Consider the following 22,995-nt stretch of genomic DNA (forward strand, 5'->3'; position numbering starts at 1 on the left):
GCCAGAAGTGGCGTTAGCTCGCCGGCTTGACCGTTACATCTACGAGTTGCGTCCCCTCGAACCGGCACTGGATGAAATACTCTCTCTCCTGGGCAAACGCATTCTCGACCGTGAATCGCGTGCTATAGGTCGCATTGCCGTTAGGGCGCGCGATGAAATTGGAATGCAGGATGACCGAGAAATCCAAGGAACCAGGATTAGCGGCGCGATCCCTGGCAGCTGCCCTGCACTTCTTCATTGCTTCCGACTGTTCTATCGCCTGCGCTGCCGCCGGCACTACACCCGCTTGCGCTTCCTTGAGCGTAAACCGTACGACCTCGGGAGTGGGGCCACCCCCACACTGAACGAAAAACACCGGGTTATCAGAGGTACCGCTGACCGATGATCGACCGGCAGTCATGGGGTCCAGCTTCTGCCTGCACCTGAAGTGTTCTCGTGAGAGACGATCAAGCATTGCGGAGACATCTGCGCGAAAACGCGGTTCGATTAGAGGCAACCCACCGCTGTCTACACGCCCCTCATCTCCCTGAGCAAGGGTTCCTTCGCAAGGGCGATCATAGAAGCCGATTCGACCCTGCCCATCAGTGCATTTGTATATCGGAGCGCTATAGAGCGGTGTGCTGCAGACGAGCAATCCGAACATGATCGTACGCATTGGGACTCCCTCCCCGTTCACCAAGGAGGGAGCCTATCATCACCATGCTGCTCAAGCCGCCTTATCGAGCACTTCCATCTCGCAGAACTGGGAGATGTCGTTGGCCGTCACCAGCGGGTCGGCGAGCAGCTCGGCGGGGCCTTCGAGGCGGGCGTATTCCTGGCCGAGCACGGCCAGCTCGCTGAGCATGCCGAACTTCACGCGGCGCGGGCGCAGGGCGAAGGGTTCGCCGCTCTGGGCGTCGTTGAGGCCGGCGATGTACAGCTCCAGCTCCTGGGCGGTGCCGTTGAGCATCTGGATCGCCGACTGTTTCAGCCGGGTGTAGTCGACCTCCACGCCGGCGGCGGTGATCGCGCTGGAGCCGGTGCGGATGATGCCGTGCGGGGTCAGCAGGTAGTCGGTGCCCGGCTGCAACGGGTCGGTGCCGCCCGCCGCGCGCACGACCACCGGCTGGGTGATGTCCGGCAGGTAGCGGAACGGGATCAGCTCACCTTCGACGCCGCCGGCGATGCAGGCCTCGGCGGTCACCGTGCCTTCGTCGATGGCGCTGATGGTCGAGCGCGTGACGCGCGCGATGTTGGTGGCAGTGAGGTCGTACATGCCGATGGTCGAGGTCACGTCAGTGACGCGCTCGTGCACGTTGCGGTTACCGCCGCCGCCGCGGTAGTTCGGTAGGGTCTGGCGATCGCTCTCGAAAGAGATGTTGAAGACGTCACAGTTGCCGATATCGATCAGCGCGTCCTGCGACTGGTAGAGGCGAGCGTAGATGATGCCCTCGCCGATGAAGCTGCGGTCAACCTGGGCCATGTCGGGCTCCTAGAGGTTCAGGGGTTGAGGATGGGGGATCAGGCCTTGGCGGCGCTGTCCTTCTCGACAGTGGAGGCCTTGGCCGCCGTCTCGGCCTTGGGCTTCTCGGCGTAGCCACGGGCCCAGGCATGCTCGGCCACCGCCTGGGTGACCTGGCGCTTGCCCTTGGGATAGGCCACGACCATGCCGCCGGCCTGGTAGTTGAACGGGGTGTTGATGGTGATCTCGGGCATGGGAGCCTCCGCTATTTGAGGGGTTGGGCATAGGTGACCTGGAACGGCATGACGTGGCAGGCCCAGCGGCGCCCGTCGCCGGGTGGCATGGGCGTTTCGTTCTGGAACCCGACCTGGGTGACACCGGCAACGGTGAGCCCGCCCTTGACGCCTGACAGCGCGCACTTGATGCCCAGCCGGGCTGTACGCAGCGCGGGGGCGAACGCGCGCCGCTTGGTGATGGCCACCAGGGACAACGTCAGCCGCTCGCGCACCTGACCGGGACCAACGCGCTCGAGCTCCTCGGTGGGGCCGGGCTGCACGATGATGAAATCGTCGGGCAGCCCATCGTCCTCGTCGTCGAGCAGGCGCAGGACGCTGTCTTCCTGCACCAGCGCGCCGAACGATTCCAAGGCAGCCAGGCGCGCGAGCACCTCCGCGACGATGGCGGATTGCATGTCGATGGGCATGGTCAGGGCACCACGTAGAGGGTGATCAAGTCGCCGTCATCGGCGGCGATGCCGTCGATGTGCCAGACACGGCCGTCGAAGAAGAAAGAACCCTGCCGGTCGAAGGGCTGCAGCAGGGACTTTTGCACCTGGTGCGTGCGCACCCGGTCGATGCCTCCCGACACGGCATCGAGGCGCTCGGCCTCGACATCCACGAAGGTGGGCAACGCCTCGACCAGCACCTCGCCGCTGCGGGAGAGGTGCTGCGCCATGCCGTCGGCCAAGCCGTCGAACAGGAGGTCGTCCATCTCGGCGACCTGGTCGGCGAAGCTGGCCATCGTCAGATCGTCAGCTCGCGCACCGCCAGCGGACGGGTGCACAGGTGCAGCGGGTTGGACTGCGCCTCTCCGGCGATGCCCTTGTCGAACGGCATGCGTTCGAGCTTGCTGTAGTACGGAAGGCCCTCGGTGTTCACCGTTTCCATATAGTCCGCCGGGGCGAACGCGGTGATGAACAGCCCCGGCACGCCCTCGGGCACCACGAAGGCGCTGTTCGACGCAACGAAGGGTTTACCGGCGAGCTGGCCGCGATAGCGCTCCCAGGTGATACCGCCGAACTCGAAGGACTGCCGACGATCACCCCGCAGCGACGCCGCCTGCTGGGTGTTGAGATAGGTCTCGCGCACTCGATCATGGCCGATGAACTTGGCCCAGAAGTCCTTGCCGACATAGGCGCGCGCGCCGGTGCTGGTCACGCTGCCCAGTGCGTCTTCCTGCTGGTCGAGCACCTCCAGCAGCAGCGCATCGATGTCCGACGCGCCGTTGCCCAACGCCAGGGACAGCGGCTTGGGCTTGGCGAGGCCGAAGCGCTGGTAGATGTCCACCAGCACCGTCTTGCCGTCGGCGTCGATCACCTGGCCCTTGATGGCGCCGATGCGCTGGTGCTCGTGGGTGGCGTCCAGTTGGCGCACGCACTTCTCGACACGCCGTGCGACCACGGCTTGGGCGCTTTGCAGTTCGGTCTGCGAGCCGACTGCGCGGATGCCCTGAATCTCGTCGGCGAGGATGCTGAAGGTCTGCGGCAGGTGCACGGTGTTGAACGGCACCAGGCCGCGTTTGTCGGCGATCACGATGTTGCCGGTGCTGCCGCGCGGCTTGGCTTCGACCAGCTGCAGGGTGGTGCCGTCCTTCTCGATCTGCACGACAAGGGTCGAGACGCCCTGCTCCTCGAACAGGTTGGCGGCGGCGATCTGACCGGGTACCACGTGGTCTTCGTTGACCACGCCGAGCAGGGACGAAACGCTGAACGCCTCGTCCTCGAATATGGTGATTTCGGCCATGTTGGGCTCCTAGAAATGCGAAACCCCGCGGCGGCGGGGTCTTGGGGTTAACGTGAGGGGTTACGGGTCAGTCGCGAACGACAATGCCCAGGGCGGCGAGGTCGGCTTCGCCTTCGGCGTCGAGGCCGGTGAGCAGGCGGGCAATCACCTCGGCGTCACGCACCACCGCAGCGGCGCGCACGTCCACCTCGGTGGCATCCACCGGGGCCCAGAGAATCGCGCTGGCGGTGCGGCGACCATCGTCGGTGCCGCTGTTGTCGTAGGCCACGTACTCGCCCAGGTTGGCCAGTACCGAGAGCACGAAGCTGTCGCCCTCAGCGAAGGCCGTACTGCCGGCCGCCAGGGTGAAGCTCAGGCCACCGGCCTCGAACGGCTCGCCGACGACGCCGGTACCGATCTGGCGCTCGTCCGCCGACAGCACGGTGAATGCGGCGGCGCCCTCCTCGACCTCGTCGATGGTCACCACGTAGTCGCCGCTGCTGGCAGCGCTGGTGGCCGTCAGGCCGGTGACGGTACCGTCGCCGGTGTTGCCGGCCGCGGGGGTGGCAGTAGCCGCGTTGGCGGCGGTGATCAGGGCGAGCAGCGTACCGGCGGCCAGGCGCCCGGCGCCCGCGCTGATCACTACGTCCGCCCGGGAGCGGGTGCCGTTCGCCTCGGAGTGCAGGAACTCCCCGGCGTGGACGCCTTCGGTCTTGATGGTCATGCGTTGCTTCCTCCTTTCGAGGCTTGTTTGCGGCGCGCAGCGTAGACATTGCCAGGCGTCGGGGGGGTGTAAGCGGTGTTCTGCGGGCCATCGTCCACCGGGTTGCGGTTGTCGATGTGCACCTGGTCGCTGTTGGCCACCAGCTTGTCGAACAGCGCGGCACGGGCGCCGGCGGCGTCCAGGCCCTTCTCGATCAGTGCGTCGGCCTCCTTCGGCAGGCGCGCGGCGACACACACGGCCTTCACCTCCTTGGCACGCTCGAGTGCGGCCTGCACGGCGGCGGCGCTCTTGAGCCCGCTCGCGCGGATCAGCGCGGACACGCTGTTGGCCAGGCCTGCCGCTGCGCAGTCGCGCGCCAGTTGCTCGGCGAGCTGGGCGGTGTCAACCGGCTCTGGATCGGGGGCCGGCTCCGGCGCGGGATCGTCTTCCGGTTCCGGAGCTGGAGGTTCGTCCGCCTGGGCGACAAAGCGCTGCGCCTCGGGCGGCGCGTTGCGGTAACGGTTGAGGATCTTGCCGACGGCGGCGTTGCGGGCCAGCGGCTCGCCAGCGCCCAACACGGCATCGACGAAGCCATGCGCCAACGCCTCGGCGGGCGTGAGCCAGGTTTCCTCGTCGATAAGGCGGCCCAGCTCGGCGTCGTCGATGGTCAGCGCCCGGTGCTGGTAGCTGGCGATGATCCCCTCGCGGGCCTTGTCCATCATGTCGGCCATCTTGCGCAGCTCTTCGCTACCGCCGGCCATCCAGGTCCAGGGGTTGTGGATCATCATCAGCGCGTTGTCGGCCATCTCGACGCGGTGCGCGCCGCAGGCGGCAACGCTTCCAGCGCTGAAACAGGCGCCGTCGATGCGAGCCGTGCAGCGCTCGCCGAGGGCGCGCAGGGTGTTGTGGATGGCGATGCCATCGAAGAGGTCGCCGCCGATGGTGTCGAAGTGCACCAACACCGGAGAGACGCCATCGTCCTGGGCCTGCAGGTCACGGATGAAGTCGCCGGAGGTGAGCCCCCAGAAACCAATCTCGCCGTAGATGAAGACCTCGATGCTGCGGGCATCTTCCTCGCCCAGGGCGCGGATGCTGTACCAGTGCTCGGCCTGCACCTCCGGCAGACCGGCGACCTTGTTGAGAATCCGCGGCTGGTCACCCCAGCCGCTGCCTGGCGTGGCAAAGGCGATGGAGAGCGCCAGCGCCAGGTGCTTGTGCTTGATCATCGGGTTTCCTCTCGGTTCTCCGGCGCATCGGTGGCGATGGCCGTGTCGGTGGTGTAATCGAGCCCCAGGCGCGCAGCCCGGGCGTTGTCGTCGGCGTTTTCCTGGTCGATCTGCTCGGCGTCGTAGCCGGTGCGCAGCACGTGCTCGCTGCGGCTGGCGAGCCCGCCGCCGATTTCCAGCAATTTGCCTTGCACGTCCTGCACGGGGTGGATGTAGGCCCAGCCCTGCGGTACCCAACGGGTGCGCTGGTATTCGCGGCGGTTCTGCTCGTAGCCGGGCAGTGCGATCGCGCCGCTGAGCCAGGCCACCTCCACCCAGGCATTGCGCACCGGGCGACAGAGCTGGTGGACGTAGACGCTGAATTGCAGCTGCTCGATGCGGCGGCGGAACTCGTTGAGCAGCACACGCAACACGCGGTCGCTGATGTCGCCCATATCGCCGGTGAGCAGTTCGTAGGGCAGCTCGACACCCGCAGCAGCGGCACGCAGCTGCTGCCGCATGAAGTCGACATAGGTGTTACCGGCGTCCGGCGGGTCCGAGAACTCCACCTCTTCGCCCTCGAGCAGTTCCTGCATAGTGCCGGGCTCGAGGCCCACCATCGGCGCGCCGTCGCTGTCCGTCTCGAAGGGCTTGCCCGTGGCGGGGTCGACCGCGCCAATGCCTTCCACCGCTGGTTTCTTGATGAAGCCGGCGAACAGGTTGGCCACCTCCTGGCGGAACAGCACGGCGTCGTCGTAGCTGTCCAGCGAGCGCAGCCGCAGCAGCACCGGCGCCAGGCGCGGAACGCCGCGCAGTTGGCCGCCCTCCAGCGGCTCGAAAATGTGCAGCACCTGCTCGGCGGGGATGCGGTGGAGTTCGTTGTAGGTCGCGCCAGCGGCGCGCGGGTCGCCGGGGTGGGTGCGGTACATCCAGTACGCCACCCGCTGGCCGACCGCGTTGAACTCGATGCCGGCCCGCACGGTGTTGCCGCGCCGGGTGACGAAGTTGCGGTCGAGCGGGACGAACTCGGCGGCCAGCACCTGGAGTTGCAAAGGCACCGACAGGCCGTCCTCGGCGCGGCGATAACGCAGCCGCACGAAGCACTCGCCGCTCTCCTCCACCATGCGCGCGATCAGCGCCTGCTGGCCGTAGAAATCGGTGAGATTTTCGGCGTCGGACTCGTCGGTCCAGTCTTCCCAGAGCTGCGTCAATGCCGCCCGAATCGCCGGGTCTGCAACGCGTGGGCGTGGCGTAATGCCGGTCCCAATGATGCTGCTGACCCGCCGCGAGATGGCGCTGGCCGCGTAGGGGTCGTTACGCACGGCGGCGCGGGAACGCTTGCGCAAGGTCGGCAACGCCGGGATGGCCACGGCATTGAGTGCCGCTTCCGGCGCATCCCAGCCCTTGAGCCGGCGGCCCTGGCCGGCGCCGTCGTAGCTGTTGCGCAGCCGCGCGGGAATGCCCCGTGTCGTTCGGCTCATCGCGCGCCCTTCCCTTTGCTGTAGTAGCGGACCAGATTGGTACGCGTGGCCTTGGCCTCCACCGCTGCCTGGGCGGCGTATTGATCCTCCAGCATGCGCAGGCTCGCCAGCTCGGCGCGGTCCAGTTGCCGGTCGCCCTTGCGGATGCGCTGGCCCTTTTCGAGGATGACCTTGATCGCCGCCCGGACCTCGTCCAGGCGTTGCTGTGCAGTTGCCATGGGGTGGCCTCTATCGGCGTTTCAGGTAGCCACTGCGCGAGACCCGGCGAGGGGCCGCGGCGCCAGTGGCGGCGGGTGTGGGGGCTGCACCGGGCGAGGCGTCGGCCGCTTCCTCCGACTTGGCCGGGGCCGTTCTGGGGGCGGGCTGTTCGGCAAACAAACTGCCCTGGCTGACGCTCGCCCGCAGCTTGCTCCACTCCGCGTCGTGGTAGCGGTGCAACTGCAGGAACTGGGCGGCCGCGAGGTTGTACACCAGCAAGTCGGTGACCTCGTTTCGCTCGGCCTTGCCCTTGACCCACTCGACGCGGCGGTGGCCTTTGACGTAGCGCGTGACCTTGCGCTCGACGACGGCCTGGTCGTAGAACTCGTCCGGCAGGTCGCTGGAGAAATGCAGCGCCCCCGGCCCTTCGGGGAACGGGTAGCGGTTGTAGATCCAGTCCTTTGCCGTGTCGGTGCCGACGATCCACAGCTCGGCGCCGTGCTTCTCGGTCTGTCCCTTGCGCGTCACGTCGACCTTCGACGGGCGCTGGGCGAGCACCGGACGGCCCGGCTTGCTCGCGCCCTTGACCGCGAACACCCCGCGCCAGCGGCGCAGGCGGGTGAACTGGTAGACCTCGTCGGTGTGGTGGCCGCCAGAGTCGATCGCTGCCGCGCAGATGGCCAGCTCGACACCCGAGGCATGCCGGTAGCGGTGCTTGAGGTGCTCATCGAGTAGCAGCCAGGTGCGTTCGTCCGCCGGGTCGCCGACCAGGATCTGGTAATCGACGACCCAGCGCTCCAGGCCGTCGCCCCAGCCAATCACCAGCAGCTCCAGGCGGTTGCCCTGGACGTCCACGGCCGCGGTTAGGATCAACGCGCCAGCAGGCACGTCGCCCAGGCGGTAGTCCTCGGCGCGGGCCTTGAGCTCGCTGGCCTTGGTCATCTCCTGGGCCACGTCCCAGACCAGCGCCAGGCGGGTGTTGTAGAACACCTGCATGGGCTCGCTGTCGCCGCGGTCCAGGGCGCGCTTGGCCTTGTCGTACTGCTTGGCCAAGCTGGCCCAGCTCAGCCAGCCCAGCGGCGAGTAGAGCGCGTTGAGGTGGAAACCCACCGTCTCGCCGTCACCGGGCGCGGTGGCGCGCCACTCGCCGGCCTGGAGCATTTCGGTCTTGTGGTGCTCCTCGATCTGCGCGTTGCACTGCGGGTTGCTGCAGCGGTAGTCGACCATGCTGTAGTCGGGCAGCCATTCGAGGTTTTCCCACTCCAGCACCTGGAACTCGCCGCAGTGCGGACAGGGCACGTAGAAGCGGCGCTGGTCGCTGGCCTCGTAGAGGTCGGCAATGCGCGAGGCGCCCTTGAGCGTCGGCGAGCTGGAGAAGTAGAACTTCGCCTTGCGGCCAAACGTCGAGCCGCGCGCCTCTGCCAGTTCGATGGGATCGCCCTCGCTGTTGACGTCCACATCCCAGCGGTCAACCTCGTCACCGTAGATGTAACGCGCCGCCAGTTCGGCCAAGTTGGCGGCCGAGCCGGCGGTGGTGCAGTAGAGCGTCCCGCCTTCGAATTCCTTGGTGTCCATCGTGTTGCGGGCGTCGCGCGAGCGGGGCTTGGCCACCCGCTGGCGTAGTTCGGGCACCGCTTCGATGTTCTTGCCGATGCGGCTGGAGACGCGCTTGGCCAGGCCCAGGCTCGGCAGCAGCGCCAGCACGTTGGCCGGCGCCATGTGGATGCAGCCGCCGATCCAGTTCAGCGCGATCTGCGTCTTCATCAGCTGCGAAGCGACCATGGTGACCACGCGCTTGCAGGGGTGCAGCGGCGACAAGCAGCGCTGCGGCTCGCGGGCGTACGGCGTGCGGTCGGTGTGGTACTTGCCGGGCTCGGCGGCGCCGCTGTCACGCGGGATGCGCTGGTACTGGTCGGCCCACTGGTCGATCCACAGCTCGGGGTCGGGCTCCAAGCCCCGGAGGTATGCCGCGCGGTACGCAGCGGCACCGTCGGCATACTCGTGCATGGCTAGTTCGGTTCCTGGTCGTCAGGGCTCAGCGCGGCGTCGAGCTGGATCAGCCCAGCGGCATCAGCCAGCGCGCGGCGCAGCAGTTCGGTCAGTCGGTTTTCCATCTGCCAGGGGTCGCTGATCGCCACCAGCTCACCGGAAACCTGGGCAGGCAGGCCCAGCAGGATGTCGCGCAGGGTGCGGGCGGTGGTGAACGCCGCGGCATCCACCGCTTCGCGCTCCACCAGCTCGCCGCGCCCCTTGCGGAATTCGTCCTCGGCCAGCAGCGCCAGGTAGTGTTCACGGTGCGCCCGTGCGTTCTGGTAGCGCGCCCCACCGGAGGTGTCTGGCGGCGCTCCGGCAGTTGGAGCCGTCGGCAGGGTCAGCGCGTGCACGCCCTTCTCGGCTCGCTCGCGCTGGTGGCGATCGGCGACGCCGGCCTTGCTCGGGTCTGCGGTCTCCGCCAGCAGCCGGTCGGTGGCCTCAACATCGATGCGGTCGTCCGCGGTGAGCACCACCCGGCCCAGCCTGACCAGCTTCGAGACGTACGGGCGGGACCAGCCACGGCTATCCGCGTACTCGGATTTGCTCATGTCGGTCATGACTTCACCCTGTTAACCACTGTTCTCGCCCGGGTTAACCCGGTTCACCCTGTTAACTAACCTCCAGCCCCAGCCACTAACACGAAAGCGCGGCTCGAATTACCCGTGCCGCTCCCTTGCCATAGGGGCCCCCGGCCGTCTGGTGTGGCACGTCACTAGCCCCTAGCGGGTGCGACGGCGGAAGCTGGTCGGGGTGCGGCCGGCCAGCGCTTCGGCGGCGGCCTTGTCGATGTTCGTTTCGAGCTGCTCGTCGTTCTCCGCGATGCGGCGGACGATGTCGTAGAACGGCAGGCGCTGTCGGTATTGCGGCTGGCGAACGAACGCCAACACCATGCGCACTTGCTTGCCTCGTCGCTCGGCGATGCCGATAGGCGTCTTGCCTCGACGCACGACGAAGAACGCCTTCGCATGGCCCTTCTTCTCCGAGCGCTTGCTGCTCGACGCATTCATCGAATACCCGGACATATTGAACACGCCCAGGCCCGAAAGGATCTGCACGATCAACCCGCGACTGATGTTCCCGTAGCGGTCCAACTGAGCATCCCTCGCCGGCACGATGAAACGACCGGCGGGCAGAATGCTCCTGGCCCGGAACAACACCTCGGAACGTTTCAACGGCCGTTCGCCGCTAAATACCTGCGGCGCCACCCACTGCTCGGGGGCTTGGCCTGCGCTCGCTCCGTCCTTCTCATCCTTCACCCACACCGCTGCCTCCAAGCGGTTCGGCTTGGCGTTGAGGATGCGGATTGCATTCAGGGTGAACGGCGTGGGCCGGTCGAACACGCTGGGCATTTCGCCCCGTAGTGCATGGCGCGCTTGGTTTGCCGTGTGGTTCAGGGCATCAGCCAGCACCCGGTTGGCCAAGCCGTTGCCGAAGCGCTCAAGGCTGGCGACCGCGTCTTCAAGATTGCTCGCATCGATACGCGCCCGCATCGCTAGCGCTCCCGCCTATCGACCCCATCCCAGCCCGGTGGCGGCTCCTGGCGCATGACGCCTGCCAGGTTGCCGCCGGAGCGGATCAATCCGCCGGCGAACACCGCCAACAGCACCACCAGGGGCCAGGCCTTAACGGGCAACAGCAGCGAGCCCTGCAGGATGTAGATGATCCCAGCCCCGGCACAGCCCATCGTCAGGGCGGCTAGGCAGGACATCGTCCGCTTGAAGCGCAGTCCGCCACGCTGGAACGTGAACAGCCGGACGAACACCGCAACGCAGATCCAGAACACGACCTGAGTAAGCACCAGGCTACCCATCCTGACCTCCTGCCGAATTGGCATTGGCCGGCGGTCCTCGCCGTTTGATTGCTGCGAGTGAAACCCCTACCACCAGGCAGGCCGAAGCGAACGCAGCCGGGCCGGGGTACGCGAACGGTCGGAAGCCCCAGAACTCCGCCTCAACAATGGCCGGGGCGAACAGGTAGCCCATGAAGAACGACACCATGAAGAACAGCGCCCGCTGCCAGCGCGGCAGCTCATGCGTCGTCGTGAAGTAGACCAGGGCGCCGAATAGCGCACCCGTGGCTGCCTCGCCGTTGATACCGGCGAGGAACCCGGTCAGGGTCACCCCCGCCGCTCCCGCAACGACCAGGCCGCTGGGCTCGCTCATGAGTACCTCCCTCGCGGCAGAAACGAAAGAGCCCGCCGGTTGGCGGGCTCGCAATGGGTAGGCCGGTCCATGGCCTGGGCCGCTTCGGCTGGGGAGCCCCGGCGGCCATAAAAAAACCGGCGCGGTGGCCGGTTTCGTGTGCTGCCCCCTGTGGCGCAGCAATTTCAAATTAGTGACTTTGTACCACCCGATTCTCACGGCAGCGAACGCTTTTTACTGCCACCCCTCAATATCCCCCCTTTCGTCCCGCGAACGTCCGGACAATACCCCTTACCCGGCATATCGGCGCCTCCGGCGCCTGTCCAGCCCGCCCCACGACGACCATCATAGGCGGGACAAAACACCCCGCGTCGTTACTGCCTCCGTCCCACTGTCCCACCTGTCCTACCCTTTCTCTACGCATGTAAGAGGAATAAAAGAAGAACGCGCGAAAGCGCGCGTGCGCGCACGCGCGTACACGTGGGCGGGCGTCGAACGGGTGGGACAGTGGGACAACCCCAACAACGACGCGGCCCGCGCTCGGTTTCCCGAGGCGGGCCAGATTGGGACGCTGGGACCGCTGCGCGCGCATCACGCCGCCCTGCGCCGTGGCCGTTGCTTCAACAGCTCGAACACCGACGCATGCAGCAAATTCAGCCGCCGATAGTACGTCGCCCGCCCTCCAAAGCCGCAGCGCTGCCACTTCATCGAGTCGGGGCTGTCGTAGTCGGTGTAATGCACCTGGGCCAGGTACGCGAGATCCGCCGGCAGGCGCTTGTTGACGATCAGCTCGATCTCAGCCGACATCGACCACAGCCCCGTATCGTTGCCCGTGCCCGGAATCAGCACGCCCTTACTGTCCATCAGCACCGCGACCGCGCTGCGCCCCCTCGCGGCCTCGACGCCATGCGGCGGGTGCAGCTCAGCGGCCCAGCGATGGAACAGCTCGTCGATAGCCCGGATCAAAACGCCGGCTCCTTCTGCTGCGCGGGCTCGACGGGCGCTCGCCAACTGTCCGGCCGGGCGTACCCCCACGGACGCAGTCCGCTCTTCTTCGCCGCCGGCAGACGACGCCGACGCCACCCAAGGCGGTTCATGATGTGACCGACCCGGCCCTGCTCCGGTTTGCCCCAATGGCCGAAATCGAGCTTGAGTGCCTGGGAGAGGATGATATCGGTGGTCACCGTCTCGCCCACGTAGTCCTCGAGGAACGGCAGGATCTGCAATTCCCAGGCGTCCACCGCATAGCGCGCGTCCTGCTCGACCTCGAACCAATCCTGCTCTTGCGGCTGCACCCACCAGGGCTCGCCGGCGCGGTAGCAGAACAGCGCCTCGGCCCACAGTTGGTCGCGCATCTCGCGCAGGGCGTCCATGTTGATCTTCCCGCAGCGCACCGGCCAATAGCGCCGGTTGCCGGTCGTATCCTTGAGGTACTCTTCCTGATTGGTCGTACCCGCGAAAACACACTGGCGTGGCACGTCCGCCGTCCTGCGCCCGTAGGATTCGCGGAAGGTGTCCACCGCGGCGGAGAAAAACTGCTTGGCCTTGGTCGACTCCGCCTTGTTGAACGCATCCAGCTCGCCCAGCTCGATGATCCACTTGCCCCGGATCATCTGGTACGCCTCTTTGTCCCCCAGCGTGAAGGGCGTATCCATAAACCACTCGCCACCGAGCACGCTCAGCGCCGTGGACTTACCCGCGCCCTGCAGGCCTTCGAGGATCAGCACGTTGTCGACCTTCGCACCCGGCTGCATCACCCGCGCCACCGCGCCGATCAGCCAGCGCTTGGACACCGTGCGCGCGTAGGCCGAGGGCGGCACGCCCAGGCACAGCGGTAGCCAGTCGGCGAGCCGATGCTGCCCATCCCATTGCAGCGACTCCAGATAGCGTCGCACCGGGTGGAACGCGTTCTTCTTCGCCGTGACGCTCACGCCCTCCAGTACCACGCTGCTCTTGGCCAGCAGCCCGAACTGCTGCGCGAGCCATTCCGTGGTCAGCAGGTCGTCGATATCGGTCCACTCCCCAGCCTCGCCGCCATACGGCGGGGTGCGCAATTTGAGTGTTTTGCCGGAGAACTGGTCGAACGCCAGCACACCGGCCCAGCGCTCATCGCAGCCGAGGATCAGCGACACGTTGATCATGTGTGCGACGAGCGCTCCGTTACTGGTGCGATAGAGCCGCTCGCGCCAAGTGCCGTCCGCCGGCGGCGCAACAACCGCCAGCACCTGGCGGCGCACCGCGTCTAGCCCCTCCGCACAGTGCAGGTCGTTGAAATCGGTCCAGCCGTCCTCGCGCTCGCCGTAGAACACCGGCTGCACGACCTGGCCGCCAGTGATCGTCGCCGCATTGCTGGCCTTCTCCACGCCTGGGTTCCAGGGCGTACCGTCTTGGCGCGTTGTTTTCCAGTCATCGTCCGCGCAAAAGATCAGCGGCCGAGCCGGAAACAACACACGCATGGCCTTGGCAACCGGCAGCAGGTTGCCGGCGTCGAACGCAACGACCACCGTCAGGCTCGTCGCCATATGCACGCTGACGCCGGTCGCGTACCCCTCGACCACCAGGATAGGCTCGCCCGGCTCCGGGTCTTGGCCGATCAGGCAATAGGCGCCCTCTTTGCTCATCCCGTAAGGCCAGTAGGCCTTATCCCGCCCGGTGTCCGCCTGTTTCTCGGGGTAGATGATCTGCAGGCCGACGATGCCCTTCGGCGTGCGCATCGGCACCGCGATTGCCCCGCTGCGCGTCGCGTAGCGCACCGAGGCCCCGACGATCTGCTTGCGGTCCAGGTATGCGCTGCGGCCCCGCTCCGCCATGCGCTCCCAAGTCCTCCGCGCACGATTGGCCGCCGTCCGCGCAGCGTGTTCCGCGCGCTCGGCCGCCTTGCGCTTGGCCTCTTCCTGCCGGGCGCGCATCACCTCGCGTTCCTCGGCGGTCATCTTCACGCCGGCCAGCTTGAGCTTGTGCGTCTCGCCCGAGCGCCAGTCGCCGTAGGCGCCGAAATACAGCGTGTCGCCCTTCTCAGTGCGGTACTCGTGCAGCACGTACCAGCCCGTCGCCTCGCCCTTGCGATCCTGCTCAGTGCGGCAGCGGGTCAGCTTGCCGAACACCCATGTCGGGTTGCGCTTGCCGAAGGGCTGGAGGCCATAGGCCTGGAGTTGTTCCAGGACGTCGTCCAGGGAGTGGTCAGCCATCACTCACCCCCCTTGGCTCGGTAGCCGCTCAGGGCTGCGTCGATCTTCTTGATGGTGTGGTGCCCGGAGACTTTTTCGTCAGTGTCAAACCAGTCAGGTGCACTAGTCTGCAAGGCACTGACGATGACCTGGCGAGCTTGCTCCAATGCCCTGACCAACACCCCAACCTCGTTGCGGACCCGCCCCATGACCGCCAGATGATCCAGCTCGCGGACCATCGGCAGGCTGATCGTCTCGTCGCCATCGAAGTTGGGATATACCGCATCCTCGCAAACGCAGTCCTCGTCGAACACCAGCTCCCCATCCGCTGTCGCGCGCATATAGCAAGCCACGGCAGCGTTGCCAGTGGCCTTGTCGATCCACACCGGCATTTCGTTGTGCTCTGCCATCGCCCTACCTCCCCTGCCGCAGATCGGCGAGTTTGCGGGTCAGGTCCATGCTCGAGCGCAGCGCGGCCGAATGGGCGGCGACCTCCGAATAGACGTCATCCTCGAACCGTCCGCCAGCCTTACGCACGAGACGTAGGTGCTTTGCGGCCTTGAGAAAACGGGCCGCCTCGATGATGGCCTGGTCCAGCGTGTGCGTGTTGATCATCGCCGCGCCCTCCCTTCATCCAGCGTCTGGCAGTCGATGCACAGGCAGCAACCCGGTACCGCCAAGCGCCGGGCCTCGGGGATGGCCGCGCCGCAGTGCTCGCATTCAAGTGCAGAGGGCAGCACCGGCGCTTGGCGCCGACCGGCGAGCAGGTAATCCAGCCGCTCCTGGGCCACGTCGTTGGCGATGTCGATGCTATCGGCCATTGGCGAGTTCCTCCGCGTCGTGCTCTAGCGCGTACTCGAGGGCCAGCAGCGCACCCAGCGCCTGGGCGACGTGCAGCTTGCACTCGGCCAGCTCGCCAGCGTCGATGCGACCGTCATCAGCCAAGTGGCGCGCGATGGTATCGGTCAGGCCCGACTGCTTGCGCAGGGTCGTGCCGACGCACGCGAGGATGCCCGCCAGGCTTTGCCCCTGGGCGCCGTACTGCTCGCGCACCGGGCGCAGATCCACCCAGGCGGCATCACCAAATGCCTCGATGAGGCTGTCGAGGATGCGGGGGTCGCGGGTTGCGATGGTGATCTCTTCCAGCTCGGCCGGGCTGACCTGGTGACTGGGCATGGTCGGGCTGACCTTGTGCTGCAGCGTGGTGGGATTACGCCCGTAGAGAGCGGCGATGGCGGCGGCTCCGCCGGGGTAGTCCCGGCAGGCGTGGTACAGCGAAAGGCCCAGCGGCAAAATCTCCCGCGCGGCGCGTTCAAGGCAACTCAGAGCACGACGGCTCATGGCATTACTCCCCAGAGTCTGCCAGTGCCCTCGGCACACTCCGGTGATAGAGTTGTGCCGTGGTCACTCGCGTGGTCACGAGGTAGCCGGCGGCTCTGTGGTGGAAATGCCGACTACCGATCCAGTGGCGAGGCCCTGCTCCGCAGGAACCCCGCCGCAACAGCCCGCCCAATCTGTGGTGGAGACGGCGGGCAACCCTGGGCTTCCGGGCCCAGGTGGATGTGGCAGGCGGGGGTGGTACGTGGTGTGCTCCCCCCGCCCTGCTACATCACCCCAGGCGGCCTAGGCCGCCTGGTTTCTACTCAGGCAGCAGCGGGCAGTTGCTCCGGGCGCGGGAAGAGGCCCGGCAGATCCGGCCGCAGCTCATAGCCCTGGACTGCGCCGGCACACGCCAAGACAACATCCGGCACTCGCTCAGCAGGCACGCCTCGGCGTCTCCAGTTGAAGACGACCTGCGGGCTGGTCTTGAGAAGGGTCGCGAACTTGGTGGGCGAGCCCGCGGTCGCGATGGCTCGGTCGAGCGCCTCGGGCGAGATCCTCGGCGTAGCGCGGGGAACAGTCATGGTGCAGTCCTCAGAGTTGGGAAATACCAAACACGAGGCACACGATACGTTTGTTATCAATCAAGCGCAAGGGCTGTAACATCCTGTTTATGGAAAACCAAACATCCCAGGCGCCACATCCCTCCGGAGCACGCCTCTCCCACGCTCTAAAAGTGCTCAACGTCTCCGGCGTTGAACTGACTGCGCGCCTAGGCCTCACGAACGAGCAGAACATCACGAACTGGCGCAAACGGGGCGTTCCGGCCCGCATGATGCAGAACGTCGCGGATGCGCTCGGCATCCGCAGAGAATGGCTGGAGCGAGAAAGCGGCCCGATGAGACACGGGCTGCGAATATCGGACGGTACCGCCCCGTACCAACTCGAGCCGCTCACCCCGTGGGACGACTCGACGCCATTGGATGACGACGAAGTGGAGTTGCCATTGTTCAAGGAAGTCGAACTGGCATCCGGCATCGGCCGGACAACTGTCGAAGAAACAACCGACCGCAAACTGCGGTTCTCGCTCTCTACTATCCGATCCTGCGGTGTGGACCCCGCAAACGCAGCGTTCGCGACCAACACAGGCAACAGCAACCACCCGTTAATCCTGCACAAAGCCACGATTGGCGTGGACAAAGGGTACACCCGCATCGTCGACGGCGAGCTCTACGCAATCGACCACGATGGGCTGCTGCGTGTGAAGTTCCTGTACCGGCTGCCTGGCGGCGGGCTTCGGCTGCACAGCTATAACGAAGCCGAGTATCCCGATGAGAATCTCGATTTCGATACGCTCATCGCTCAACAGGTGCGGGTGCTCGGTCGCGTTTTCTGGTGGTCTACTATCCGGGCCGCCAACGCGCCTCCCCTGATCTAACCAAACAACAACCAAACAAAACGTATTGACCGCCAATCAAACATGGTGTTTTATTGCCTCGTCTCTCCACCACAGAGCCGAGGTTCACCACCATGTCCACCGCCTCCCTGCACGTCCTCCCGTCGTGCCCGCCCGAGCGCATCTTCGAGCTGCGCCGTAACGCGGCCCGCACCGGGGCCCAGCTGATCCGCTACACCCTCTCGCGCATCACCAAACCCGCGCCGGCCCCGGCCGACCGCGGCCCGTTCGGAGGTGACGCCGCATGATCACCCTCGACACAAACACCACGCTGCGTCTCAACGCCCAGATCAACCTCACCGGCACTTTCGGCCACCAGGTACGCCTCGGGGCCGGCCAGGTCGTGCAGTTCCAGCTGACCACCGAGCGAGGCGAGGCCGAGACTCGCATTGCGCTCGAAATCCACGGCCAGCGCCATAGCCTCACCCTGGCCACAGACGACCGCCGCAACACCGGGCAGCTGATCAACTGGATCGAGGGCATTCTCAACGGCACCGCCGACACGGCAGCCCCCGAGCCGATCCGCGCGCACACGCTGCCAGAGCAGGAACCGCTACTCAGCGACGACCAGCTCGCCGAGCTGCGACAGCTCATCCAGCGCGGTGGCCACGTGGCCATCGAAACCGGGCTGCCCCTGCCGATCCACGTCGCCGCCTGCCGGCAGGTTCGCCAGAACGCGTCATGGCTGGCGGTCATCCTCTGCATCGGCAACCGCCACCCGCGCACGCTGCATGTGACGTACCGGGGAACGGACGTAGGCGAAATCGCCCTGGGGTCAGTAGCCGAGCTGATCAGCCAACTGCACGAGCTGGCCACCCCATCCGCGGCCGCAGCGTGAGGGCCATGCCATGCGAGATCTCACCCTGCAACAGGCGGCCAAACGCCTTGGCGTCACCCGCCCGGCGCTGATCGAGCGCATGCGCGTGGCCGGCCTACTCACCGAGCAGAACCTGCCCACTCACCCGCTGCGCGACCAGCTCTACCTGCGCATCAAGGAAAGCCAGTGGTTTCACCCGGAGCTGGGCCAGCAGTACAGCCACAGCACCCGCGTGCGCCCGGCTGGCCTGAACTGGCTGGCGGACAAGCTCGGCATCGAGCGCCCCATGCCACCCACCGATCCGGAGCGCCGCTATGCAGCCTGAACGCCCTGCGCTTGAGCACCGCACCTGGCCGCGCCAGTACGCCCGCCAGATCCTCGCGCTGAAAACCCGCGAGGAACGCTCGGCCGCGCTGCAGAACGTGCCGGACGACTGGCGCGACCTGGTGGCCACCCACGTCCAGATCGCCTGGAACCACCCCAACGGAGGGAAGACGGCATGAGCACCAAAGCGGAACGAGAGGCCCACCAGATCCAGCGCCGCGCGCGGCTGATCGAACGAGTATTGCAGCTGATCACGCGCGCTCGCTACGCCACCTGCCACCTCAGTATGGATAGCAACAGCTGCGAGGCAGCAGGGTTGATGCATGGGGCACTCATCCTCGACGCCCTCACGGGCGACGAATTCGAGCGGCTGAGCCGCGTGAACATAGAGGCGCGCTACTACCGTGCCATAGAGCTAAACCACGGCGAGCCACCCCACAGCCGCGCGGTAGTAAAGCACTACATTGCGGCGCCGATCAGCACGCCGGAGGCCGCATGAACGCCTCCTTCAAGCCGGGCGACCTGGCGCTGACGACCAAGGATTTCGGCGACTTTCTTCTGGCCTACCAGCAAGTAGAGCTTCTAGAACGGATCCCTGTGGGCTCTTGGTTTGAATACGACCAGACAACCTACGAGGCCGGCTGCGACGCATGGTGGGTCACGGATGATGGCGTGACGCCAATCTACGTTCCGGAGCGCTATCTCATGCCCCTGCGCGGCACCCCCGAGCAGGAACAGCAATGGCGCCGGGAGTCGCAACCCGCATGAGCAGCCAGCCCCAACTGCGCCTGCAGCCCGCCCCCATGCGCGAAACCGTCGAGCTGCTACACCGCACCCACGACAACGTGCTGGTGCCGCTCGAAGAGGTGCGCACCAGGTACTTCCGCAACCTCAACCCGGAGACGTTCGACGAGCGCCTGCGCGACGGCAGCGTTGCTCTGCCAATCACCACCCTGCACGAGAGCCGCAAGGCGTTGAAATTCGTGCACATCCACCACCTGGCCGCCCTCATCGACGCCCGCGCATTCCGCGCCGACGAGACGCTCGCCGCCGCGCAGGAGACCAACGCATGAGCCGCGCAAAGAGTGAAATCGCCGCATTCTGTCCGATCCCCACACCGCTGGTGCTGCAGATCGGCCTCGGAAACGGCCGTTACCTGATTACGGGCCTGGGCCTGGAGCGCCGGTGCTCGATGTGCGGGGAGTACTGGCCCGCAGACAGCGAGTTCTTTTTCACCAACCCCAGCACTTCGACCGGTCTGCACACCTGGTGCAAGGCCTGCTACCTGATGAACAAAAAGGCCCGACATCAGGCCCAGCAGGAGGCCGCGTGATGGAGCTGACCCTCTCCACCGTCGCCACCCTGGAACACGTCAACGTGCGCCAGGAAGGCCCCAAAGAAGCCAAGGCCCTCGCGCTGGACCTCAAGCTGTCCGCCGTCGTCTCCGCCGATATCGTCGATACCCTGCTGTGCATCGACAACGAGGGCCAGTGCATCGAGGCGTTCTGGTTGGCTAACGAGGACGGCGCCCCGCGCTTCCCCAAGCTCGCCGGCACGAAAATCGAGACCAAGGTACCCGAGGTCGAGCTGACCACGCTCGGCCTGCACCTGCCGCACTGTGCCTTGGGCGGATTTCGCTTCTCGCCCATGAGCGGGCGGTTGGCCGCGCTGACATTCAGCTGCAGCATCCACCACCCGCCCGCAAACGCTTTACCGATCCTCGCCGACTTCCTCACCCAGGACATCGAGATCGAACTGGCCACCGCCCAGCTCGGCCTGCTCGAGCAGCAGGACAGCGCCCGCCCGGTACTGCGCCGGGACAAATTCGACCAAGCCCTGGAAGACCTTATCGCCAGCCGCGTGCAGCAGCTCGCCAGCATCATCGCCGAGCCAAACGGCGACGAACCCGACGGCCTGCTCGACGCGGCCCGCGAGTTCGTCATCGAAACCCGCCGAGCCAGCATCAGCGCGATCCAGCGCCTATTGAAGATCGGCTACAACCGCGCGGCCCGACTGATTGAGGCGCTGGAGGCCGAGGGCGTCGTCACTCCGATGAATTCCAACGGCGGGCGCGAGGTGATCGCGCCTATGGGAGCCCAGGCATGACCTACACCCGCTGTCGCGAATGCGGCAAAGCCCTGAGCTCCGAAGACAACCTGGAGCGCGGCCTATGCGCGACCCACTCCGCCTTCGGCGGTGCGGCGGACTGGGCCTATTACGACGACCTGCGAGAAGAAGGCTACGGCGCCTATCAGGCGAAGCTGATGGCAGGACTGGCCGACCCGCCAGACCCGGACGACGAGTAACTCAACCCCCGCTGCCACCACCAGCGGCCAACACCACCCCAGGAGCACACCACCATGCACCCCCTCATGCCGCTCTATCTCATCCTCGCCGCCCTCGCGCTGGCAGGCCTCGGCTACCTCGCAGCCACGTTGCACGCTCGACACCAAGTCAACGACCTGCGCGCCAAACTCAGGGCCCGCGAATTCACCGAGCACAACGTAGTGGACATGCTCGGCCGCGTCCGCGAGTCCCTAACTCAATCGGAGAACGCCCGCCGCACTGCCGAGGCGCTGCTGCTGATGACCCGCCGCGAGCTGGCGGCCGACGAAGAGGCGCTCGGCAAACTGCAGACCTGCGCCTTCAACCAGCGCGACTTGGTAGCCCTGCTCGCGACCGCCAAAACCCTCGGCCGGGCCAGCGCCGAGTTCGCAAAGCGGGGCAGCAGCAAGGGCGATGCCTACCAGTTAGCTGCCACCCAACTGCGCGCGATCGCCGAGCGCGTCGAGCAGCATTTGAAGGGCGCCGGCGACACGCTCAGCGACACCACCCTGATCGAGTGGCTGAACCAAGAAGCCACTTGCGAACAAACCGGCGCCATGTGCGCGGCCATCGAATTCCAGGGCGCCTGGCCCACCGCCGAATTCCACCACCTGCGCGACGCCCTCCGCGACATCGTGCGCCGGCATCAGGCCGCTCAGGCCGAGCGCGGGAGTGTTGCAGCATGAGCGACTTCCTCACCACCCACGAACTGCACGCCAAGCGCCGGCAGCACATCGCCAACTGCGAAAAGCTCCGCGCGGCCATCCCGAACATGGACGTCGACGCGCGCCTGCGCGTGGAAACCACTCTCTCCAACCTCATGCAGCAGGTGTACGACATCGACGCCGAGCTGCAAATGGCCACCAGCCGCTCGGGAGCCACCGCATGAGCCTCGAACTCACCGCCACCGGCCGCACGCTCGACCTCACTGCCCTGCAGCCCAGCGACATCACCACCCAGGACCTGGCCTATGGCCTGGCCGGGATCTGCCGTTTCAACGGCCACAGCAAGCGCCATTACTCAGTCGCGCAGCACTCCCTGCTCGTCGCCCAACTCGTCCCGCCCGAGGACCGCCTGCACGCCCTGCTACACGACGCCCCGGAGTACCTGCTCGGCGACCTGGTCCAGCCGGTGAAGCTGCTGCTGGATGACTACCACCGCGCCCTGCTCGACGCCGTCCTGATCGTTGCCGAGTCGCTGCACGTGTCACCGGAGCTGTTCCGCCAAATCCTCGAAAATCGACGATGGCGCCGGCAGAAACCCCACGGCATTGAGATGGACACGATCACCTCGCCCTATCGCCAACTCGAGGCCTACGTCTGGGGCGTGATCTGCCAGCGCTTCGACCTGGAACCGGAAATGCCGGCGAGCGTCCATCAGGCCGACATGATCGCCCTCGCCACCGAGCGCCGCGACGTGATGCCGGACTCGCCCGAGCCCTGGCCCTGCCTCGAGGACGTCGCCCCCATCGCCGAACGCTGCGTGCCCTGGACCCGCGAAGAAGCGGCACAGCACTACCACCAGGCGCTGCTGGAGGAACTGGGGACGAGCCATCGGCGGAGGGTTATGGCATGAAAGAGCGTCCGATCCTACTCGCCGGCCCGATGGTCCGCGCGGTCCTCGAGGGCCGGAAGACGGTGACGCGACGAGCGATCAAGCCGCAGCCGGATTTCCTCGGCTCGATGTCCGACCCGACCACCCCGTTCAAGACCCTGGGCGCGGGTCTGCATGCGCAGATTGTTTGCCCCTACGGCCAGCCGGGTGACCGGCTGTGGGTGCGCGAGACCTGGTCAGACGTGAACATGTGCGGCGCGCCGTCGCTGGCTTACCGCGCTGACGATGATATCCGCGACCTGATGCAGGAAGACCTGTTCCTCGATGAGGACGGCGCCTTCAACTACCAGGATCAGCGCTGGAAGAAGTACCACTTCTCCTGCTGGTATGCCGAACTGCACTTGGCGCGCTGGCGCCCTAGCATCCACATGCCTCGCTGGGCTTCACGCATCCTGCTGGAAGTCACCGACGTACGCGTCGAGCGCCTGCAGGACATTACCTACGAGCAATCCGTGGCGGAAGGTGTTTACCGCGACTGCAGCCGCGCGTGGACAGCGACCGATGAGGGTGGAAACTGCCACAAGTATCCCCAACCCGCATTCCGCGACCTGTGGCTTGCTACGGGCGGCAACTGGGACGCCAACCCCTGGGTATGGGTCGTCGAATTTGCTCGCATCCCTACCGGCATTCCCGTCAGCGAGGCCACGCCATGAGCCTCGCCACCCTGACCACCAAGGCACCGGGCGCGCTGCTGCGCGCCGGCGGCCGCGCACCGCTGTGCCGCCGTACATCGCTGCGCGACGGCCGCCTCACCAGGCTGGACGGTGGC

36 protein-coding genes and 1 pseudogene are annotated in these 22,995 nt (G+C 66.4%); 15 read left to right on the forward strand and 22 right to left on the reverse strand.

What is annotated here, in order from left to right; translation table 11 throughout:
• Window positions 1-13: 13 nt before the first annotated feature.
• The 22 genes from ACYRGX_RS18620 to ACYRGX_RS18725 all read right to left on the reverse strand — a co-directional run bounded on the left by ACYRGX_RS18620 (window position 14) and on the right by ACYRGX_RS18725 (window position 16,274).
• Window positions 14-400 carry a hypothetical protein gene (locus tag ACYRGX_RS18620; RefSeq protein WP_473053926.1) on the reverse strand — a complete coding sequence of 129 codons (387 nt, stop codon included), beginning with the start codon at window positions 398-400 and terminating at the stop codon, window positions 14-16.
• Window positions 401-706: 306 nt separating this feature from the next.
• Entirely contained in the window at window positions 707-1,462 is a 756-nt protein-coding gene (locus ACYRGX_RS18625) for a phage tail tube protein (protein WP_473053927.1), read from the reverse strand.
• A 38-nt stretch (window positions 1,463-1,500) separates the two neighbouring features.
• Window positions 1,501-1,695: a hypothetical protein gene (locus ACYRGX_RS18630; protein WP_473053928.1), complete on the reverse strand. Its 195-nt coding sequence runs from the start codon at window positions 1,693-1,695 to the stop codon at window positions 1,501-1,503.
• Window positions 1,696-1,706: 11 nt separating this feature from the next.
• A complete protein-coding gene (locus ACYRGX_RS18635) occupies window positions 1,707-2,144 on the reverse strand; it encodes a hypothetical protein (RefSeq protein WP_473053929.1) in 438 nt (145 codons plus the stop codon).
• 2 nt (window positions 2,145-2,146) lie between these two features.
• Window positions 2,147-2,461: a hypothetical protein gene (locus ACYRGX_RS18640; protein ID WP_473053930.1), complete on the reverse strand. Its 315-nt coding sequence runs from the start codon at window positions 2,459-2,461 to the stop codon at window positions 2,147-2,149.
• A gap of 2 nt (window positions 2,462-2,463) precedes the next feature.
• Complete coding sequence (locus tag ACYRGX_RS18645) at window positions 2,464-3,462, reverse strand: major capsid protein (protein WP_473053931.1); 999 nt, start codon at window positions 3,460-3,462, stop codon at window positions 2,464-2,466.
• Window positions 3,463-3,529: 67 nt separating this feature from the next.
• Window positions 3,530-4,165 (reverse strand): head decoration protein, encoded by a 636-nt coding sequence (locus ACYRGX_RS18650; protein WP_473053932.1) that lies wholly within the window; start codon window positions 4,163-4,165, stop codon window positions 3,530-3,532.
• The gene (locus ACYRGX_RS18655; RefSeq protein ID WP_473053933.1) at window positions 4,162-5,370 is read right to left on the reverse strand and encodes a head maturation protease, ClpP-related; all 1,209 of its coding nucleotides are present in this window, start codon (window positions 5,368-5,370) and stop codon (window positions 4,162-4,164) included. Before ACYRGX_RS18655 ends, ACYRGX_RS18650 begins: the two co-directional genes overlap by 4 nt.
• Entirely contained in the window at window positions 5,367-6,830 is a 1,464-nt protein-coding gene (locus ACYRGX_RS18660) for a phage portal protein (protein ID WP_473053934.1), read from the reverse strand. The genes ACYRGX_RS18655 and ACYRGX_RS18660 overlap by 4 nt, the downstream gene beginning before the upstream one ends.
• Window positions 6,827-7,048, reverse strand: a complete 222-nt coding sequence (locus tag ACYRGX_RS18665; protein ID WP_473052878.1) for a hypothetical protein — start codon at window positions 7,046-7,048, stop codon at window positions 6,827-6,829. Before ACYRGX_RS18665 ends, ACYRGX_RS18660 begins: the two co-directional genes overlap by 4 nt.
• A gap of 10 nt (window positions 7,049-7,058) precedes the next feature.
• Window positions 7,059-9,035 (reverse strand): phage terminase large subunit family protein, encoded by a 1,977-nt coding sequence (locus tag ACYRGX_RS18670; RefSeq protein WP_473053935.1) that lies wholly within the window; start codon window positions 9,033-9,035, stop codon window positions 7,059-7,061.
• 2 nt (window positions 9,036-9,037) lie between these two features.
• On the reverse strand, window positions 9,038-9,619 hold the full coding sequence (locus ACYRGX_RS18675) for a terminase small subunit (protein ID WP_473053936.1): 582 nt from the start codon (window positions 9,617-9,619) through the stop codon (window positions 9,038-9,040).
• A gap of 162 nt (window positions 9,620-9,781) precedes the next feature.
• Window positions 9,782-10,552, reverse strand: coding sequence for a hypothetical protein (locus tag ACYRGX_RS18680; RefSeq protein WP_473053937.1), 771 nt, complete (start codon window positions 10,550-10,552; stop codon window positions 9,782-9,784).
• Between the two features lie 2 nt (window positions 10,553-10,554).
• Window positions 10,555-10,872: a phage holin family protein gene (locus ACYRGX_RS18685; RefSeq protein ID WP_473053938.1), complete on the reverse strand. Its 318-nt coding sequence runs from the start codon at window positions 10,870-10,872 to the stop codon at window positions 10,555-10,557.
• Window positions 10,865-11,224, reverse strand: coding sequence for a putative holin (locus tag ACYRGX_RS18690; RefSeq protein ID WP_473053939.1), 360 nt, complete (start codon window positions 11,222-11,224; stop codon window positions 10,865-10,867). The genes ACYRGX_RS18685 and ACYRGX_RS18690 overlap by 8 nt, the downstream gene beginning before the upstream one ends.
• A gap of 570 nt (window positions 11,225-11,794) precedes the next feature.
• Entirely contained in the window at window positions 11,795-12,169 is a 375-nt protein-coding gene (locus tag ACYRGX_RS18695) for a PA0613 family protein (RefSeq protein ID WP_473053940.1), read from the reverse strand.
• The gene (locus ACYRGX_RS18700) at window positions 12,166-14,391 is read right to left on the reverse strand and encodes a virulence-associated E family protein (protein WP_473053941.1); all 2,226 of its coding nucleotides are present in this window, start codon (window positions 14,389-14,391) and stop codon (window positions 12,166-12,168) included. Before ACYRGX_RS18700 ends, ACYRGX_RS18695 begins: the two co-directional genes overlap by 4 nt.
• Entirely contained in the window at window positions 14,391-14,780 is a 390-nt protein-coding gene (locus ACYRGX_RS18705; RefSeq protein WP_473053942.1) for a hypothetical protein, read from the reverse strand. Before ACYRGX_RS18705 ends, ACYRGX_RS18700 begins: the two co-directional genes overlap by 1 nt.
• Before the next feature lie 4 nt (window positions 14,781-14,784).
• The gene (locus tag ACYRGX_RS18710; protein ID WP_473053943.1) at window positions 14,785-14,985 is read right to left on the reverse strand and encodes a hypothetical protein; all 201 of its coding nucleotides are present in this window, start codon (window positions 14,983-14,985) and stop codon (window positions 14,785-14,787) included.
• Window positions 14,982-15,191, reverse strand: coding sequence for a TraR/DksA C4-type zinc finger protein (locus tag ACYRGX_RS18715; protein ID WP_473053944.1), 210 nt, complete (start codon window positions 15,189-15,191; stop codon window positions 14,982-14,984). The genes ACYRGX_RS18710 and ACYRGX_RS18715 overlap by 4 nt, the downstream gene beginning before the upstream one ends.
• Window positions 15,181-15,711, reverse strand: coding sequence for a phage regulatory CII family protein (locus ACYRGX_RS18720; protein WP_473053945.1), 531 nt, complete (start codon window positions 15,709-15,711; stop codon window positions 15,181-15,183). The genes ACYRGX_RS18715 and ACYRGX_RS18720 overlap by 11 nt, the downstream gene beginning before the upstream one ends.
• 302 nt (window positions 15,712-16,013) lie before the next feature.
• A complete protein-coding gene (locus ACYRGX_RS18725) occupies window positions 16,014-16,274 on the reverse strand; it encodes a YdaS family helix-turn-helix protein (protein ID WP_473053946.1) in 261 nt (86 codons plus the stop codon).
• Between the two features lie 152 nt (window positions 16,275-16,426).
• On the opposite strand from ACYRGX_RS18725, the gene ACYRGX_RS18730 reads away from it, so the two are divergent.
• From ACYRGX_RS18730 to ACYRGX_RS18800, 15 genes and pseudogenes are all read left to right on the forward strand, one after another.
• A complete protein-coding gene (locus tag ACYRGX_RS18730) occupies window positions 16,427-17,128 on the forward strand; it encodes a S24 family peptidase (protein ID WP_473053947.1) in 702 nt (233 codons plus the stop codon).
• Between the two features lie 92 nt (window positions 17,129-17,220).
• Window positions 17,221-17,394, forward strand: coding sequence for a hypothetical protein (locus ACYRGX_RS18735; RefSeq protein ID WP_473053948.1), 174 nt, complete (start codon window positions 17,221-17,223; stop codon window positions 17,392-17,394).
• Window positions 17,391-17,984 (forward strand): hypothetical protein, encoded by a 594-nt coding sequence (locus ACYRGX_RS18740; RefSeq protein ID WP_473053949.1) that lies wholly within the window; start codon window positions 17,391-17,393, stop codon window positions 17,982-17,984. Before ACYRGX_RS18735 ends, ACYRGX_RS18740 begins: the two co-directional genes overlap by 4 nt.
• 10 nt (window positions 17,985-17,994) lie before the next feature.
• Window positions 17,995-18,288 carry a phage antirepressor KilAC domain-containing protein gene (locus ACYRGX_RS18745; protein ID WP_473053950.1) on the forward strand — a complete coding sequence of 98 codons (294 nt, stop codon included), beginning with the start codon at window positions 17,995-17,997 and terminating at the stop codon, window positions 18,286-18,288.
• Window positions 18,278-18,466, forward strand: coding sequence for a hypothetical protein (locus tag ACYRGX_RS18750; protein WP_473053951.1), 189 nt, complete (start codon window positions 18,278-18,280; stop codon window positions 18,464-18,466). Before ACYRGX_RS18745 ends, ACYRGX_RS18750 begins: the two co-directional genes overlap by 11 nt.
• A complete protein-coding gene (locus ACYRGX_RS18755) occupies window positions 18,463-18,786 on the forward strand; it encodes a hypothetical protein (RefSeq protein WP_473053952.1) in 324 nt (107 codons plus the stop codon). Before ACYRGX_RS18750 ends, ACYRGX_RS18755 begins: the two co-directional genes overlap by 4 nt.
• The gene (locus ACYRGX_RS18760; protein WP_473053953.1) at window positions 18,783-19,055 is read left to right on the forward strand and encodes a hypothetical protein; all 273 of its coding nucleotides are present in this window, start codon (window positions 18,783-18,785) and stop codon (window positions 19,053-19,055) included. Before ACYRGX_RS18755 ends, ACYRGX_RS18760 begins: the two co-directional genes overlap by 4 nt.
• A complete protein-coding gene (locus ACYRGX_RS18765) occupies window positions 19,052-19,360 on the forward strand; it encodes a pyocin activator PrtN family protein (protein WP_473053954.1) in 309 nt (102 codons plus the stop codon). The genes ACYRGX_RS18760 and ACYRGX_RS18765 overlap by 4 nt, the downstream gene beginning before the upstream one ends.
• Entirely contained in the window at window positions 19,357-19,620 is a 264-nt protein-coding gene (locus ACYRGX_RS18770; protein WP_473053955.1) for a hypothetical protein, read from the forward strand. The genes ACYRGX_RS18765 and ACYRGX_RS18770 overlap by 4 nt, the downstream gene beginning before the upstream one ends.
• Window positions 19,621-20,183: 563 nt before the next feature.
• A pseudogene (locus ACYRGX_RS18775) lies at window positions 20,184-20,393 on the forward strand (DNA translocase FtsK); the annotation flags it as partial.
• Window positions 20,390-20,593, forward strand: coding sequence for a hypothetical protein (locus ACYRGX_RS18780; protein ID WP_473053956.1), 204 nt, complete (start codon window positions 20,390-20,392; stop codon window positions 20,591-20,593). The pseudogene ACYRGX_RS18775 and the gene ACYRGX_RS18780, both read left to right, overlap by 4 nt.
• A 54-nt stretch (window positions 20,594-20,647) precedes the next feature.
• On the forward strand, window positions 20,648-21,298 hold the full coding sequence (locus ACYRGX_RS18785) for a hypothetical protein (protein ID WP_473053957.1): 651 nt from the start codon (window positions 20,648-20,650) through the stop codon (window positions 21,296-21,298).
• Complete coding sequence (locus ACYRGX_RS18790) at window positions 21,295-21,501, forward strand: hypothetical protein (RefSeq protein WP_473053958.1); 207 nt, start codon at window positions 21,295-21,297, stop codon at window positions 21,499-21,501. The genes ACYRGX_RS18785 and ACYRGX_RS18790 overlap by 4 nt, the downstream gene beginning before the upstream one ends.
• Complete coding sequence (locus ACYRGX_RS18795) at window positions 21,498-22,187, forward strand: HD domain-containing protein (RefSeq protein WP_473053959.1); 690 nt, start codon at window positions 21,498-21,500, stop codon at window positions 22,185-22,187. Before ACYRGX_RS18790 ends, ACYRGX_RS18795 begins: the two co-directional genes overlap by 4 nt.
• Window positions 22,184-22,879: a hypothetical protein gene (locus ACYRGX_RS18800; RefSeq protein ID WP_473053960.1), complete on the forward strand. Its 696-nt coding sequence runs from the start codon at window positions 22,184-22,186 to the stop codon at window positions 22,877-22,879. Before ACYRGX_RS18795 ends, ACYRGX_RS18800 begins: the two co-directional genes overlap by 4 nt.
• The last annotated feature ends 116 nt before the right edge of the window (window positions 22,880-22,995 follow it).

The organism is Pseudomonas sp. R4-15 (genome assembly GCF_055768815.1).

Coding starts and splice junctions, on each gene's coding strand:
- ACYRGX_RS18620 (WP_473053926.1), bottom strand. CDS start 400: ATGACTGCCGGTCGATCATCGGTCAGCGGTACCTCTGATAACCCGGTG.
- ACYRGX_RS18625 (WP_473053927.1), bottom strand. CDS start 1,462: ATGGCCCAGGTTGACCGCAGCTTCATCGGCGAGGGCATCATCTACGCT.
- ACYRGX_RS18630 (WP_473053928.1), bottom strand. CDS start 1,695: ATGCCCGAGATCACCATCAACACCCCGTTCAACTACCAGGCCGGCGGC.
- ACYRGX_RS18635 (WP_473053929.1), bottom strand. CDS start 2,144: ATGCCCATCGACATGCAATCCGCCATCGTCGCGGAGGTGCTCGCGCGC.
- ACYRGX_RS18640 (WP_473053930.1), bottom strand. CDS start 2,461: ATGGCCAGCTTCGCCGACCAGGTCGCCGAGATGGACGACCTCCTGTTC.
- ACYRGX_RS18645 (WP_473053931.1), bottom strand. CDS start 3,462: ATGGCCGAAATCACCATATTCGAGGACGAGGCGTTCAGCGTTTCGTCC.
- ACYRGX_RS18650 (WP_473053932.1), bottom strand. CDS start 4,165: ATGACCATCAAGACCGAAGGCGTCCACGCCGGGGAGTTCCTGCACTCC.
- ACYRGX_RS18655 (WP_473053933.1), bottom strand. CDS start 5,370: ATGATCAAGCACAAGCACCTGGCGCTGGCGCTCTCCATCGCCTTTGCC.
- ACYRGX_RS18660 (WP_473053934.1), bottom strand. CDS start 6,830: ATGAGCCGAACGACACGGGGCATTCCCGCGCGGCTGCGCAACAGCTAC.
- ACYRGX_RS18665 (WP_473052878.1), bottom strand. CDS start 7,048: ATGGCAACTGCACAGCAACGCCTGGACGAGGTCCGGGCGGCGATCAAG.
- ACYRGX_RS18670 (WP_473053935.1), bottom strand. CDS start 9,035: ATGCACGAGTATGCCGACGGTGCCGCTGCGTACCGCGCGGCATACCTC.
- ACYRGX_RS18675 (WP_473053936.1), bottom strand. CDS start 9,619: ATGACCGACATGAGCAAATCCGAGTACGCGGATAGCCGTGGCTGGTCC.
- ACYRGX_RS18680 (WP_473053937.1), bottom strand. CDS start 10,552: ATGCGGGCGCGTATCGATGCGAGCAATCTTGAAGACGCGGTCGCCAGC.
- ACYRGX_RS18685 (WP_473053938.1), bottom strand. CDS start 10,872: ATGGGTAGCCTGGTGCTTACTCAGGTCGTGTTCTGGATCTGCGTTGCG.
- ACYRGX_RS18690 (WP_473053939.1), bottom strand. CDS start 11,224: ATGAGCGAGCCCAGCGGCCTGGTCGTTGCGGGAGCGGCGGGGGTGACC.
- ACYRGX_RS18700 (WP_473053941.1), bottom strand. CDS start 14,391: ATGGCTGACCACTCCCTGGACGACGTCCTGGAACAACTCCAGGCCTAT.
- ACYRGX_RS18705 (WP_473053942.1), bottom strand. CDS start 14,780: ATGGCAGAGCACAACGAAATGCCGGTGTGGATCGACAAGGCCACTGGC.
- ACYRGX_RS18710 (WP_473053943.1), bottom strand. CDS start 14,985: ATGATCAACACGCACACGCTGGACCAGGCCATCATCGAGGCGGCCCGT.
- ACYRGX_RS18715 (WP_473053944.1), bottom strand. CDS start 15,191: ATGGCCGATAGCATCGACATCGCCAACGACGTGGCCCAGGAGCGGCTG.
- ACYRGX_RS18720 (WP_473053945.1), bottom strand. CDS start 15,711: ATGAGCCGTCGTGCTCTGAGTTGCCTTGAACGCGCCGCGCGGGAGATT.
- ACYRGX_RS18725 (WP_473053946.1), bottom strand. CDS start 16,274: ATGACTGTTCCCCGCGCTACGCCGAGGATCTCGCCCGAGGCGCTCGAC.
- ACYRGX_RS18735 (WP_473053948.1), top strand. CDS start 17,221: ATGTCCACCGCCTCCCTGCACGTCCTCCCGTCGTGCCCGCCCGAGCGC.
- ACYRGX_RS18740 (WP_473053949.1), top strand. CDS start 17,391: ATGATCACCCTCGACACAAACACCACGCTGCGTCTCAACGCCCAGATC.
- ACYRGX_RS18745 (WP_473053950.1), top strand. CDS start 17,995: ATGCGAGATCTCACCCTGCAACAGGCGGCCAAACGCCTTGGCGTCACC.
- ACYRGX_RS18750 (WP_473053951.1), top strand. CDS start 18,278: ATGCAGCCTGAACGCCCTGCGCTTGAGCACCGCACCTGGCCGCGCCAG.
- ACYRGX_RS18755 (WP_473053952.1), top strand. CDS start 18,463: ATGAGCACCAAAGCGGAACGAGAGGCCCACCAGATCCAGCGCCGCGCG.
- ACYRGX_RS18760 (WP_473053953.1), top strand. CDS start 18,783: ATGAACGCCTCCTTCAAGCCGGGCGACCTGGCGCTGACGACCAAGGAT.
- ACYRGX_RS18765 (WP_473053954.1), top strand. CDS start 19,052: ATGAGCAGCCAGCCCCAACTGCGCCTGCAGCCCGCCCCCATGCGCGAA.
- ACYRGX_RS18770 (WP_473053955.1), top strand. CDS start 19,357: ATGAGCCGCGCAAAGAGTGAAATCGCCGCATTCTGTCCGATCCCCACA.
- ACYRGX_RS18780 (WP_473053956.1), top strand. CDS start 20,390: ATGACCTACACCCGCTGTCGCGAATGCGGCAAAGCCCTGAGCTCCGAA.
- ACYRGX_RS18785 (WP_473053957.1), top strand. CDS start 20,648: ATGCACCCCCTCATGCCGCTCTATCTCATCCTCGCCGCCCTCGCGCTG.
- ACYRGX_RS18790 (WP_473053958.1), top strand. CDS start 21,295: ATGAGCGACTTCCTCACCACCCACGAACTGCACGCCAAGCGCCGGCAG.
- ACYRGX_RS18795 (WP_473053959.1), top strand. CDS start 21,498: ATGAGCCTCGAACTCACCGCCACCGGCCGCACGCTCGACCTCACTGCC.
- ACYRGX_RS18800 (WP_473053960.1), top strand. CDS start 22,184: ATGAAAGAGCGTCCGATCCTACTCGCCGGCCCGATGGTCCGCGCGGTC.